We start from the raw sequence: 13,749 nt of genomic DNA on the forward strand, positions 1-13,749 counted from the left end.
GAAACCGTCGACCGGATCGTCCCATCGATGCGAGATCACCGCTCAATTCGATATAATAGCGAATCCCGCCTCCGCATCAATAAATCTTCCTGCGAGGCTTGCGTCACCGGACGATTGACGAGGGGAGCGGTTCCAGGCTGACCACGGCGTCGAGGGGGATGCGGGCGATCCCGGCGGGGCGGCCGGCCTCGGGTTCGGGTTGAAGGGTCAGGCCGAGTTCCAGGTCGACGTCGACGAGGAGGCCGGCGAGGGCGCCCGTCGCGGTCGTGATCCGGACGGGGCGGCCGAGGTGCTCGCAGAGGGCCCGCCAGGCGGGGGAGAGGGCCGAGGGGCCTTCGCGGAGGATGGCGTCGTACCAGCGGTCGAGGCGGCGGATCAGGTCGCGGGCCAGGTCCGAGCGGTCGAAGTCGCGACCGGCCAGGATGCGGAGCGACGTGGCCTTGTCGCGAAGCTCCGGGGGGAACGCCTCAACGGCGACGTTCACGTTCAGGCCGATGCCGACGACCACGGCGGTCCCGGCCCCGTCGGACACGGTCGGCCGGATCGCCCGCTCGACGAGGACGCCGCACACCTTGCGGCCGTCCACGCGGACGTCGTTGGGCCACTTGATGCGGGCCTCGCGCCCGGTGCGGGCGGCGACCAGCTCGGCGACGGCGATCGAGCCCACGATCGTCAGCCAGGCGACTCCCGAGGTCGAATCCTTCCCCAGCGGCGCCAGGCCTGCGGGGGGGAACAGCAGGACCGACATCAGCAAGCTGGACCGCGCGGGGGCGACGAACGAACGGCCCCGGCGGCCCCGGCCCGAGGTCTGCTCCTCGGCCATCACCACCAGGCCGTCGTTGGCGAGCGACTCGGCCCCCCGCGCGGCGGCGTCGTTGGTGCTGCCGAGGCGGCTCCACACGGCCAGTCGACGGCCGATCCGCGACGTCCCCAGCGCGTGCTCGATCTGGTCCGGGCAGAGCCGTGGCGACGGCCCCCGATAGGCGACGGCGCCGTCGGCCCGGCGGTCGAGCGCGAAGCCGAACGCCGCCAGCGCGTCGAGATCGGCGGCGACGGCGGCGGGGTCGCCGGGAAGGTCCGCGAGGGGGACGAATCCGGCCGACTCGCGGAGCCGATCCAGCAGCGGCGCGTTCAGGGCCGGCGGGGCGGGGTCGGCCCACGTCGACCGCGGCGTCGAGTCGCTCATGGGGTTTCGGCGGAGACGTCGAAGGCCACGTCCAGGGCGATCGCCGAATGCGTCAGGGCCCCCACGCTGATCCGGTCGACCCCGGTTCCCGCCAGCCCCGCGATCGTGGCCAGCGTCACGCCGCCGGAGGATTCCAGCAGCACGCCCGGCGCACGCTCGTCGCGGCGGCGGACGGCTTCCACCAGGGCGGCGGGGCCCAGATTGTCGACCAGAACGATGTCGGGCCGGCATTGCAGGGCGACGTCGAACTGGTCGAGCGTGTCGACCTCGACCTCGATGGTCGTCCCCGCCGGCGCGGCGGCGCGGGCGGCGGCGACGGCGTGGGGGATCGGATCGGCGACGCCGTCGACCTTGAGCCAGGCCAGGTGGTTGTCCTTGATGAGGACCGCGTCGTACAGGCCGATGCGGTGGTTGCAGCCGCCGCCGCAGCGGACGGCGTACTTCTCCAGCGCCCGCCAGCCGGGGGTGGTCTTCCGGGTGTCGAGCACCTTCGCGGCGGTCCCCTCGACCTTGGCGACGAACCGCGCGGTCAGGGTGGCGACCCCGCTGAGGCGCTGGACGAAATCCAGGGCGGTCCGCTCCAGGGAGAGGATCGCGCGGAAGTCCCCGACCAGCTCGGCGACGACCTCGCCGGCCGCGATGCGGTCGCCGTCGACCTTGCGAGGCCGCCAGCCGTCGGCGATCTCGAACGCTTCAAGAAGCATGGCGACGATCGGCAGGCCGGAGATCACCCCCGGCGCCCTGGCCGTCAGCCGGGCCGAACCCCGAGCGTGGGGGGGGATGACCGCCTGAGTGGTCACGTCGCCGAGATCACCGAGGTCCTCGGCCAGGGCCATGCGGATGAGGGCTTCGGCGTTGCGCCGCTCGGCGTCGCCGAAGCCGGGGGCCGGGTGGGTCATCGCTCGTCCTTCCTCCGTCGCGTCGCGTCGTTTCATCTCGATCCGGTCGTCACTCGTCGGGATCGGCCGCCTTCGCGACGGGCTCGGGCCTCCCCTTCGCCAGGCCGGAGGAGATGGGCGAGGGGAGCACGGGGGTCTCCATCTCGACCCGATCTCCGATCGTCTCCCCGCGCACGAGCTTGGCCGCGACGTTCACCCCCTTGCGAACGAGGCGGTCCGAGGAGTAGACGCCGATCGCGGCGAATTCGCCCACCTGCGTCTGCGACTTGGCGTTCGACTCGTCGGCGCTGTAGCCGGCGACGACGTAAGGGCGGCCGTCCTTGGCGGCATCGCCGGCGACGTCCTCGGCCACGTCCACGCCGAAGCCGTCGGCCCCCAGGACCAGCGTCGTCTTGGGGTGGGCCTTCAGGTAGTCGAGCAGCACGGCCCGGGCCGCCTCCAGATCGCGAGCGAAGCGGACCTCGCCGACCTCGGCCACGCCGGCGGCGGCGAGGGCCTCCTTCAGCGCGACCAGGCGTTCGCCGATCGTCGGGTCGCTCGGGGTCTCGGCGAGGATCGCGGCACCCGCCTTGGGATCGACCTTGCCGTTGCCGGCGTTGCGCATGGCCAGCTCGACGATCCGGTCGGCCGATTCGCGGAACGGCTTCGGCGCGACGACGATCTCACGCCCCGGCCCCCCCGCCGATTCGCCCAGCGAGCGGCCCAGGGCCACGACCGGGATCCCCTTCGCCCGCGCCTCGCCCGCGGCGCGGTTCAGTTCCGCGTCGGGCTCGGCGGGGGCCTCGATGATCAGGGCCGGCGGCTCCCGAAGGATCGCCTGCCGCACCAGGTCCGCCTGGACGCCCACCGAGGCGTCGGCCACCTGGATCCGGCTCGTGTCCAGCCCCGCCTGGATTCGCGCGGCATTCCTCACGTAGTCCATGTCGGCGGCGGGCTTTGGCGAGGGGACCAGCTCCAGGGTCCTGACGCCCTTGCCCGACGCGACGACCGTCGACCGGCCCAGCCCCGAGGCGCTCGGCGGCTTCGGCCCTTCGCAGCCCGACGCGACCAGCCAGAAAGCCGCCCCAACCAGCCCGACCAGACGACCGCGAAGGCCCGTCCCAGCGAATCCGAAGCGCGTCATGAGTTCCGAATTCCTCCGTTGAGACACCGTTTTCAATCGTCCGTAGTGTATCCCAAGCCACCCCGCGCGCACATGGGGCGGAAAAGTCGAATCCATCGATCCCCAGGCCCTTCGCTTTCGCCGTGCGACGGCGGATCTGGGGAGAGGCCTCGCCTGGGAAATCCGCGGCCGGACGCGACCTCGCGGACAGGGAGGCGACGTCCTGAATTTCCGACGATTCGACGCCTCCTCGCGACATTCCAGGCGATCCGGTGAGAAAACTCGGCGGATTTCGGGGAGACGCAGAGTGAATCCACGCAAACATCGCGTTCTGCGGACTAGCTTGACACATGAGCTTGGCAGGATTGTAAAACCTGGTAGAACGCAGGCTGATCGAGGTTCCCCTCCGTCGGACGTCGCAGACGCCGCGATGGGCGGGCGAGCCGCGAGGATCCAGGCCCGCATCGGCCCCGATGAACGTCGGCCGAGGGCCCGGAGACACGAGCTTCCGCGTGATTTCCAGCGGACCCGGCGACGCACGCCGGAATCGCCGCCGCGAATCGCCGCCGGCCGGTCGCGCTTTCGTCCTGGAGCGGTGGTGCGCGAAGGTCGTGTCAATCGAACAGGTCGGACCTCAAGGATGAATCACGCGTTCGGCATCGGACGCAGGCGCCGATCGAGGAGTTGCAACAGATGGGTTTCGTCGTCCCTCCGTCGAAGTGGGAAGTTCAGCACGCGAAACAGATTTTCGCGGCCCAGGCCTATCAGTCCGCGAACAACGGGCAACTGCCGGATACGAACGCGTGGCGGGCGCTGGAGTTCCGACACAGCCTGAATCCGGGCCGCTTCAATTTCTACCACCCCAACGTGGGCCGTCTGATCGAGCTCGGGGGGGCGCCCATGCCGCCGTCCCCGCCCGCCCAGCAGGGCGTCAAGGATTGGGAAGGGCACATGCGCGGGCCGGAGGCGACGACCCCCGTCGTCCCGACCCCGGCCGACCCGCAGGTGCTCATCCCGCCGACGATCATCCCGCCGGTCGTCCCGCCGCCGATCGTCACGCCGCCGATCGTCACGCCGCCGGTCGTCCCGCCGCTGAACCCTCCCGCGGGCCAGGGCGGAACGACCCCTCCCGGCCCGACCGGCCCGCAGGCCGTCGTGCCCGAGCCCGCCACGTTCCTGATGTTCGCCGTGGCCATCCTGACCGTGGGCCTGTTCTTCCAGCGGGCCCGCCGCCGCCCGCGTTGACGCCGGGCGACGCGCCGCGCGGCGATCGAGGACCGTCCTTGTCGCCGGCGGCGCGGAGTAGTACGTTCGTTGCGGCGGCTCTCATGTCGATCGTCGCACGCAACGGACGGCCATGTCAGGATTTACGGAACATATATCCAGGTCCCCGGGCCGGCGTCCCGGGTTCTGGTCGACCTCCGATCGCGTCGTCCTGACGGTCGTTGTCGTGGTCGCGGGCCTGGCCATGCTGGCCCTCGCCCCCGCGCGACGCCCCGAGGACGCCCCCGCCCCGCCCCCCGCGCCGAGGCTCGTCCTGGACCTCGAAACGGCCCCGGTCGAGGTCCTCTCCGCGCTCCCCGGCATCGGCCCGGCCCTCGCCCGCGAGATCGACGCCCGCCGCGCCGAGGCCCCGTTCCTCAGCCTCTCCGACCTCGGCCGACGCGCCCGAGGCGTCGGCCCGACCACCCTCGCCCGGATCGCCCCCCACCTCCGCTTCCCCCCGCGGTCGCCGCCCGCCCCCGCGAAGTTCCGCCCCCGGCCCGCTGACTGACGGGCCGATCTCAACCTGTGCGGTTTCGAGACCGCAAGATTGCCTGGCTTCTCGACCACTCGATGCCTGCACGTTCGCTTGCTAAAACCTACCGGCGGCGAGCGGTGCCGTCGCGATCATGGGGTCGTTCGGAGTTAACGCGACGCGGTTATCCCCGTTCCTTTAATAGTCAGGGGAACGACGACCTCCGGCATTTTTGGGTGATTCGTGGTGAACACCAGGCGACGTGTCGTTGTCTCGCTTGAAGAGCCTCGCCACAAGACCCGAAAAGCTGAGTCGTCCTCTCCGGCTAGGGGCCTCACCTCAAGAGAATCGCCCGAATTCTTCGGAGGCTTCACGCTCAGGCTAAAACCCTCATTCAGCGATTTGAGCCGGACGACGAACTCAGGAGAAGGCTCTCCCGGTGCGGAACTCGCGTAGAGGACGGGCGGTATGGCGAAAACGGCCGACCGGAACACCGCCTGCACCTTCACCTCGTGGGGCGGTTGCCCGGGAGGGCTGAACTTGACGACGCCCGCGTAAGTACCCGGCGAGTCCGGAACCTCCAGATCGACCGAAAACTCATATTTCCTAAAAGCCAGGTCACCTACAATCTTTTCCTCGACCATTCCACCATCGAGAGAGAGTTCCTGGGAGGATTGGGGGACCGAAAGCCAGGGAGCATCTTTTGCATTCTCCGTAGCCACGATCCAGAATGTTTGCCGAGCCGGTCTCTCGAACACCTCGCCGAAGTGGACCGGACCCGAGTCCTTGGCAACGAAAGGCGGCGCGGCGTTGCCGACCATCGTGAGGTCCAGAATCACCGATTTCCCGTTCGGGTCATCTGTCTGGACCTCAGCCCTCACGGTCTTCTCGCCGCTTGGAGGAGGAGTGCCTTGAATGGTTATCACGGCCTCTTCTCCGGGCTTGATGCATTTGGGCGAGATGGACGCCAGGCTACAGCCGCAGGTGGTGGAGGTTCGCCCGAAGGTCAGTGGCCGCGATCCCGAATTTGAGACCCTGTAGAAGGCGACGATCGTTCGATTCCCTTCGGGGGCGATCATGCGTTGCGAGTTTGGTGCCACTGAAAAGGCGGAAGCATGCTCCTGCGGGCTGAAACGGTTCAGTGCGAACGACAAGGCGGTCGCTGCTGCCGCGGTCAAGAAGAGCATGACTCGGAGGCGCGTCGGCTGAATCATTGATGCTGCCCTTCTCCAGATGCGATATCGTTGGCGCCACGAGTGCCTAACGCCCGCCATACGTTCGGTTGTATAGAACTGGACATGAATCTCACGGAGCCGTCGGCCATCATCGCCTGGACGCCGGAAGGATGGTTGCTCCTCGCTCCGATCAGTCCGCTGATTGGGTTTCCCGACGGCAGCACACAGTCCGGATCTGGGGCGTTCGGCGAGATGACGTGGTTGTAGCAGGTATGTCCAAGCGTGCCGATGAACCAACTCAGCCCCGACGTCGTGTAGAAACCGCTTGCCGCATCTCGTCGGTCGCGGCATTTGCTCAACGATTCCTCGGCGCTGAACGGTAGACCGGCTCCTCCCTTGAACATGGCCGTCCTGGGGTTCGGCCTGGCTCCGCCCGCGGTCCCCCTCAGCTTCTCGCCCAGCATGATCGTCTGGCTCAACCCGTCGGACGTCGCGGAGGGCGGCGAACAGCGATAGCTCATGATCGGCCCGTTGAAAGGCGAGTCCAGGAGCGTCGGCCAGCGGTCGATGCCGAGATTGACCCGATAATTCACTCCGCCGCCCCAGCCGGACGCGCCGCCCCCGGCGTCCGACGGGCAGAGCGCGACGCCCAAACGTGTGGACATGACCGTGAAGTTGGGGTTCGATCCAAGTCCATCGGGCGGTGGTTCGAGGTAGTAGTCTTCGACGGAAGCGTCGAAATTAAGCTGGTCGTACAGAGCTCGTTCGTCCAGGTTCGGAAGCACCTGCGTGAGAACTGAATACTGTTTCATGTAATAGGGATTGAGGCCCTCGAAATTGGGCATCCCGCACGCGGAAGGGAAAACGGAGTACGTTGCATTGTATCCGTGTAATGCAAGGCCGAGCTGCCTCAAGTTATTGCCGCACGTCGCTCGCCTGGCGGCTTCCCGAGCAGCCTGGACAGCGGGTATGGTGATCGATGCAACAAGGCCAATGATGCCGACGACGACGAGCAGTTCGACGAGGGTATAGCCCGAGCGACGACTAAACAAGTGCCAGTCGGTTCGACTTACATAAGGAATCCGGGTCTTTAAAGAGCCCGTCATAAATTGGCTCAAAAAGTCAGACATCAAGACCGCACTCCAGAAAAGGGAGGCGTGGAAGTCGGCGAGAGCCTTCGTCGAGGTCGCCGACTTCCACGCCTCTGTCTCGCCCCCTTCAGGATCCACTCATGCACTTCGTATAGACCTGAGAGCAGTGGATAGGCTCGTTATCAGGCGTCCTGAGTGAGACTCCGGTTGCGCATCCATGCTGGAATCCGCACGGATACGCACCCGCTGGCGCGTTGTCCGGCGTCAGGTCCAGGCAAGACCCCAGCGATGGACCGAGGCACTGCTGAGGATCTGTACCCGTGTCACAGTAGTAATTCGTATCGCTTTTCGGCTCTGGACAGAAAGCCGTGTCGGTCGGCTCGGGGCACCTCGTGCCGCCGGGCCCGCAATACGAGTAGGGGGTGGCGTCGCCGGCATGGGACCTGCTTGCGACGACCGCCACGCCGAGCAGGAGAGTAGCGAGAGCCATTTTGGAAATCGTCGCCAGGAAGCGATTGATTCTCATGCTGTGCTTCTCCTAATAGGACTCTTAAACAATGAAGTGGGAATGCCTCTTTGATGCGGACCGAATGAACGCCATCGATTGACGTTCAACGCCGCAATCGGCGTTTTTGACCGATGCTCCGTTGTGGCCGAGTGGTTGCTCTGCACGGCGATCTTCGCCCCAAAGCTGGTGCTCTTGGAGTTTGAGACGCCGTCCGCGAGATCAAGCCGATTTGCGAGCGACTTTCAAGAGACCCGCGACGAGCAGAATCCCAAGTGAGCCGGCCGCCGTCATCCATCCTAGTTGAATGCCTGCCGGGTCCGCCGACGCGACAAGCGAATCAGCATTCCGGCTGGGCCCTTCAGGAACCCGATCCGTGCCGGGGGTGGTGGTACTCCTCACCTCAAGCTGCCTGCGAGACGCAAGAGTTCCCTGCCAGATGTACTGCTTGTCGGAAATCACGTCCGTAACCCACGCATCCTTTGTGATGGCGAGGGGCTTGAATCGGGAGGGCGGGATGTCTCGATTGATCTTCAGGTTGGACACGACGAAATGCATCTCGGTGGGCCGACCTGCGACGAGCGCCGTCCAGGTGCCTTCTTCGGGGAACCAACGGCCATTATCTCTTTGGAACTTTGTGACGACCCATTTCATTCCGTCGTCGTTGAGAAGCTCGACCCGCTTTGCCAACCAGTCATGATCGGGGTCGAGCAGACAACGAACGCTCGAGTACTTGTTGATTGGAAAGGTCGCTTCGATGCATTTAGCGTCTCCATCTTCGACGCTGGCGAGTTTGATCGAATCCGTGAAGTGCTCGTGGATCGGCTTCGAGCCCGGTGTCGTGAGCCATGCTATTGGTGAGTTCGTCGTGTTTTCCAAGGCTCCATCGATCGAAGGCTGGCGGCTGATCTTGACGGTTGACATGACGTCGGGATGCCGATCGAAGAACTTATAGTCATGGCGTTTGTTCCCATCCTCGATAAGGCGAGCGATCTCGACCCGACGTGCATCGCTCAGGATGCTTGCGACTCGATACGAAGTCAGGCCGCCCTTCGATCTCGAGGTCTCGTAGACGAAGTACGCCGGCTTGAATTTGCCGGGGCGTTCCGGGTCTGGCATATACTCGTGGCAAGTATGCTCAACGGTGGCGATGGAATCCCATTGGGATTTGAGAATGGACCTCAACTCAGGGATGCTCGGAATCTCGGCGCGGCAAGTCTGAGGTGCGGCGGGGGCTAGCAGCAAGACGGTCCCTAGCCCGAGTGCGCATCGATGAAACATCTTCGGCGTCTCCACGCTGCCCGGCTCACATATCCTTCTCATGAGTCGCATCAGCGGAACCATGATTCATGGAATCCAATCGCGGGTTGGGCGATTATGGAAATCGATTTGAAGGGTGTCAAGTTTTTTCCGCTCCCTGCTTGTCTTAGAAGCTCTGCCAAAACCTGTCTGTATTAGGTGTCACCGTCATGCAGGAGGCGAAAGCAGATCACGCACACCGCCAGGGTGTTCCAGGCATCCTGAAGGACGGGCGAGCGGTCGTAGCGGATACGCATACGCCTCAGCCCCTTGAGCCAGGCGATGGTCCTTTCCACCACCCAGCGGATCTTGCCCAACCCGCTGCCGTGCGGGGTCTTCCTCCGGGCGATCTGCGGCTCGATCCCCAGCCAGGCCAGCAATCGGCGGGTGCCGTCGCTGTCATAGCCCCGGTCGGCGTACAGCTCGTCGGGCAACTCCTTCGGGCGGCCCGGCTTGCCGCCGACCCTCGGGAAATCCATCACCAGCGGGATGATCTGCCTATGATCGCTGGCGTTGGCCCCGGCCGTCCGGATGGCCAGCGGCGCCCCGTGCCGGTCGACCAGCAACGTGTGTTTCGTGCCCTTTTTCCTGCGGTCCACGGGGCTGGGCCCGGTCGACGCACCGCCGCCGAAGGCCCTCACCATGACGGCGTCGACGATGACCAGGTCGGGGTCGAGCTTGTCGGCTTGATGAAGCAAGCGGAGCAGGTCGGCGTGGAGGCGGTCCCAGCAGCCCATCTCCTCCCAGAGTTGGAGGAAGCGGTGGGCGGAGCGGCCCGAGCAGCCCAACTCGCCCGGCACGTCTTCCCAGCGGCAGCCGGTGGTCAGGACGAACCACAGTGCTCTGACGATGCTTCGATTGTCGATCGGCGGTCGCCCGCCGGAGGGGTTGGCGGTTCGCTCGGGCGGGAGGTGATGTGCCGCCAGATCGAAGAACGCATCCGGCATCCGGGAAGCGGCCATGACAGAGTGCCTCCTTTGCGGAGCAACATCTGTCAGCCTTCAAGCGGCGTGCCGACGTAGGTTTTGGCAGAGCTTCTTATTTGGGCGTTGGCCGAGCACGCAAGCCGCGTGTTCCAAGAATTTTGGGAATTGAGGGCGAGGAGCGTCCGTTGATCTCTCGAGACCTGGCGGACGGCGGCCTCGTCTCGCGCCGGGGCGGATGGTGAGGAACTCGCTCCGGGTGGCCACGCAGCGTCTCGCGGTGGGTCCGGCGGACTCGGCTCCGCAGGGACGACCAGCCTGAACGCCGGTCATGGAGGCTCGACCGACGGTCCCCCGCGCGACGCCTCCTCCCGGCCGGTCGAGACTTTCCGGCGGCTCGTCGGTATACTTGGACGAAGTAGACCGACGTTCACCGGAAGCCCCCAGGCGCGACGAGACCCAGAACACGATGAGCGCATATCAGCTTGTCAGCCCTTATCAGCCGGCGGGCGACCAGCCGCAGGCGATCGAGCAACTCGTCCAGGGGCTTCGCGAGGGTCGGGGGGCGCAGACGTTGATGGGCGTCACCGGCTCGGGCAAGACGTTCACCATGGCGAACGTCATCGCCCAGTACGGCCGGCCGGCGCTGGTGATGTCGCACAACAAGACCCTGGCCGCCCAGCTCTACGCCGAGTTCAAGGAGTTCTTCCCCCATAACGCGGTCCGCTACTTCGTCAGCTATTACGACTATTACCAGCCCGAAGCCTACATCCCCCAGCGCGACATCTACATCGAGAAGGACGCCTCGATCAACGAGGAGATCGAGCGCCTCCGCCTGGCCTCCACCAGCGCCCTGGTGAGCCGTCCCGACGTGGTGGTGGTGGCGAGCGTGTCGTGCATCTACGGGTTGGGGTCGCCCGACGACTACCGCAAGATGATGGTCCGCCTGCAACTCGGCGACGTCATCGACCGCGACGAGCTGCTCCTGAAGTTCGTGGACATCCAGTACGACCGCAACGACGTCTCCTTCGAGCGCGGCCGGTTCCGCGTGCGGGGCGACGTGGTGGAGCTCTGGCCCGCCTACGAGGAGTTCGGCTACCGCATCGAGCTGTTCGGCGACGAGGTCGAGCGGATGGCCACGATCGACCCGCTGACCGGGACCGTCGTCGAGACCCATAAAGATCTCTACATCTACCCGGCCAAGCACTTCGTCCTCCCCGAGGAGCGCATCCAGGGCGCCGTCGACTCGATCGGCAAGGAGTTGGAGGAGCGGCTCCAGCAGTTCAAGGAGCAGGGCAAGCTGCTGGAGGCCCAGCGGCTCTCCGCCCGGACCCGGTACGACATGGAGATGCTCCTGGAGGTCGGCTACTGCTCCGGGATCGAGAACTACTCGCGGCACCTCTCGGGCCGGAATCCGGGCGAGACGCCGAACACGCTTTTGGACTTCTTCCCGCCCGACAGCCTGTTCATCCTGGACGAATCGCACGTCACCCTGCCCCAGATCCGGGGCATGTTCGCCGGCGACCACAGCCGCAAGCTGACGCTCGTCGACCACGGCTTCCGGCTCCCCAGCGCGCTGGACAACCGCCCCTTGCGGATCGACGAGTGGGAGGGGAAGCCGTCGCGACGGCTGTTCGTCTCGGCCACGCCGGCCGACTACGAGGTCGCGGCGTCCGGCGGCGAGGTCGTCGAGCAGGTCATCCGCCCCACCGGCCTGATCGACCCGATCGTCCGCGTCGAGCCGGCCCGGGGCCAGGTCCCGGCGCTGCTGGAAGAGGCCAGGAAGCGGGCCGCCAAGGGGGAGCGGGTGCTCGTCACCACCCTGACCAAGCGGCTGGCCGAGGACCTCACGCGATACCTGAAGGAGCAGGGCCTGCGCTGCAAGTGGCTGCACTCGGAGCTGGACGCCATCGAGCGGGTGACGATCCTCCGCGAGCTTCGCGAGGGGGCCTTCGACGTCCTGGTCGGCGTCAACCTGTTGCGCGAGGGGCTGGACCTGCCCGAGGTGTCGATGGTCTGCATCCTCGACGCCGACAAGGAGGGGTTCCTCCGCAGCGAGACCTCGCTGATCCAGACGATCGGTCGATCCGCCCGGCACGTCAACGCCGAGGTCGTCCTCTACGCCGACAAGATCACCGCCTCGATGCAGCGGGCGATGGACGAGACCGAGCGGCGTCGGGTGCTCCAGCTCGCCTACAACGCCGAGCACGGCATCACGCCGGAATCGATCGTCAAGGCGATCCGCAAGGGGATCGAGGAGGAGATCCACGCCCGGACCGTCGCCCGCGAGGCCGTCCACCGCGACGAGGCGACCGACGCCAGCGAGGAATACCTCTCCGCCCTGGAACTGGAGATGCTCGAAGCCGCCGAGAAGCTGGAATTCGAACGCGCCGCCGCCCTCCGCGACAAGATCCACCAGCTCCGATCCGCCCAGTCCGGCGGCCCCGCCCGCCCCGCCCCCACCCCCAGGGCCAGAGCGCCCGCGCCAAGGCGAAAGCCAAGGCCCGCGCGGGCAAGAAGCGGCAATGAGCCCGCGAGGCCGGACGGGCCGAAACGACGGCCGATCCGGGCGGCGCGACGACGGTCCGGGCGGGCCTCGCGAGGCGGCGGCGATCGCCTCGCCGGGAGGGCGGGGAAAAAATCGTGGACGAGGGAATTCGGACGTCTTGGTACGAGTCCCTCGGCGCTGGTAGACTCGCCGTCAAGATCACGCCAAACCGCCGCGCGGCCCCTTTTCCGCCGCGTTGCGTCGCCTTGCCTCGCCTTGCTAATCGTACGGAGAGAGACGTCCAGGATTCCGCCCGGCTCGCCTTGTCCGCCTGATGCGTCCCGACGGAGCCCTCTCCCATTCGCCACGGAGGCGTTGGGGCGGGGTTCCCCCCCATTGTTCGCCGCGACGCATCTCGGGCAAGAGCCGCCGACCGTTCCGACCAGGAGTCGCGCCATGGCCGACGCCCCCCCCTCGACGGCCTGCCGTCGTGTTCGTCGTCCGAAATCGGGCGAGCGTCTGGTTCGTTTCGCGATCGTGCTGCTGGTGGGAGGGGCCGCCGCGACGGCAACGTCGCGGGTCGGTGCGGGGCCGGACGTCTCGTCGCGACAACGTCAATCGGTGGGAGCCGCCGGCATGTGGGGACCTCATTCCGGGTCGTTGCTGACCGAATACTACGAAGCGTTCCTGCGCGATCGCGACCTCGCCCGCTTCCGCGAGCGGGTCACGGCCCGATACACGGAGGAAACGCTCTGCCGGGTCCTGGCGTCGTCGCCCCAGGTGACGGCCAGGCGCGGGGCCGTGCTCGCCCTGGGGGTGCTCGGCACCTTCGACGGCTGCAATTCCCTGCTCGGCCGCGCCCTCCGCGACGAGGACGGCGTCGTCCGCACGATGGCCGAGCGCGCCCTGTGGGTCATCTGGTTCCGGGCCGACGCCCCCGAGAACAACCAGGCCCTGGAGGACGTCCGCGCCCTGATCGCCGCCGAGCAATGCGACGAGGCCGTCGACCGGGCCACCCGGCTCCTGAGCCGCGCCCCCCGCTTCGCCGAAGCCTACAACCAGCGCGCCATCGCCTACTTCAAGCTGGGCCGCTTCGCCGACAGCGCCGAGGACTGCATCAAGACCCTGACCATCAACCCCTACCACGTCGGCGCCCTGGGGGGCCTGGCCCAGTGCCAGCTCGAACTCGACCAGCCCCGCGAGGCCCTCAAGACGCTTCGCCGCGGCCTCAAGATCCAGCCCCATAGCGAGGCGCTCAACGACCACGTCCGGCTGCTCGAAGCCCGGCTCGAATCCGACGGCCCCCGCTGACCCCGGTCGGCCGGGGCCGAAACCCGAGGCCG

The 13,749-nt window shown here is 66.8% G+C and carries 10 protein-coding genes; 3 read left to right on the top strand and 7 right to left on the bottom strand.

What is annotated here, in order from left to right:
* Positions 1-103: 103 nt before the first annotated feature.
* Genes VT85_RS24130 through VT85_RS24140 form a run of 3 tightly spaced genes read right to left on the bottom strand, consistent with a single transcriptional unit; the run spans position 104 to position 3,208 of the window.
* The gene (locus VT85_RS24130; protein ID WP_197490981.1) at positions 104-1,186 is read right to left on the bottom strand and encodes a biotin--[acetyl-CoA-carboxylase] ligase; all 1,083 of its coding nucleotides are present in this window, start codon (positions 1,184-1,186) and stop codon (positions 104-106) included.
* The gene (gene nadC, locus VT85_RS24135; RefSeq protein ID WP_231871435.1) at positions 1,183-2,121 is read right to left on the bottom strand and encodes a carboxylating nicotinate-nucleotide diphosphorylase; all 939 of its coding nucleotides are present in this window, start codon (positions 2,119-2,121) and stop codon (positions 1,183-1,185) included. Before nadC ends, VT85_RS24130 begins: the two co-directional genes overlap by 4 nt.
* Before the next feature lie 13 nt (positions 2,122-2,134).
* A complete protein-coding gene (locus VT85_RS24140) occupies positions 2,135-3,208 on the bottom strand; it encodes a sugar ABC transporter substrate-binding protein (RefSeq protein WP_068420677.1) in 1,074 nt (357 codons plus the stop codon).
* Between the two features lie 672 nt (positions 3,209-3,880).
* On the opposite strand from VT85_RS24140, the gene VT85_RS28010 reads away from it, so the two are divergent.
* Both VT85_RS28010 and VT85_RS24150 read left to right on the top strand, forming a co-directional pair.
* Complete coding sequence (locus VT85_RS28010) at positions 3,881-4,432, top strand: PEP-CTERM sorting domain-containing protein (protein WP_068420680.1); 552 nt, start codon at positions 3,881-3,883, stop codon at positions 4,430-4,432.
* 112 nt (positions 4,433-4,544) lie between these two features.
* The gene (locus VT85_RS24150; RefSeq protein WP_082858863.1) at positions 4,545-4,961 is read left to right on the top strand and encodes a ComEA family DNA-binding protein; all 417 of its coding nucleotides are present in this window, start codon (positions 4,545-4,547) and stop codon (positions 4,959-4,961) included.
* Between the two features lie 134 nt (positions 4,962-5,095).
* Here the strand turns inward: VT85_RS24150 and VT85_RS27110 are convergent, their stop codons facing one another.
* The 4 genes from VT85_RS27110 to VT85_RS24160 form a co-directional block, all read right to left on the bottom strand.
* Entirely contained in the window at positions 5,096-6,199 is a 1,104-nt protein-coding gene (locus VT85_RS27110) for a DUF1573 domain-containing protein (protein WP_082858864.1), read from the bottom strand.
* Positions 6,136-7,230, bottom strand: a complete 1,095-nt coding sequence (locus VT85_RS27115; protein ID WP_197490983.1) for a DUF1559 domain-containing protein — start codon at positions 7,228-7,230, stop codon at positions 6,136-6,138. The genes VT85_RS27110 and VT85_RS27115 overlap by 64 nt, the downstream gene beginning before the upstream one ends.
* A gap of 688 nt (positions 7,231-7,918) precedes the next feature.
* The gene (locus VT85_RS24155) at positions 7,919-9,040 is read right to left on the bottom strand and encodes a hypothetical protein (RefSeq protein WP_068420684.1); all 1,122 of its coding nucleotides are present in this window, start codon (positions 9,038-9,040) and stop codon (positions 7,919-7,921) included.
* A gap of 110 nt (positions 9,041-9,150) precedes the next feature.
* Positions 9,151-9,957: an IS5 family transposase gene (locus VT85_RS24160; RefSeq protein WP_068420686.1), complete on the bottom strand. Its 807-nt coding sequence runs from the start codon at positions 9,955-9,957 to the stop codon at positions 9,151-9,153.
* Positions 9,958-10,387: 430 nt separating this feature from the next.
* On the opposite strand from VT85_RS24160, the gene uvrB reads away from it, so the two are divergent.
* The gene (gene uvrB / locus VT85_RS29885; RefSeq protein WP_156513067.1) at positions 10,388-13,717 is read left to right on the top strand and encodes an excinuclease ABC subunit UvrB; all 3,330 of its coding nucleotides are present in this window, start codon (positions 10,388-10,390) and stop codon (positions 13,715-13,717) included.
* Positions 13,718-13,749 lie beyond the last annotated feature (32 nt).

The organism is Planctomyces sp. SH-PL62 (genome assembly GCF_001610895.1).
Lineage (GTDB): Bacteria > Planctomycetota > Planctomycetia > Isosphaerales > Isosphaeraceae > Paludisphaera.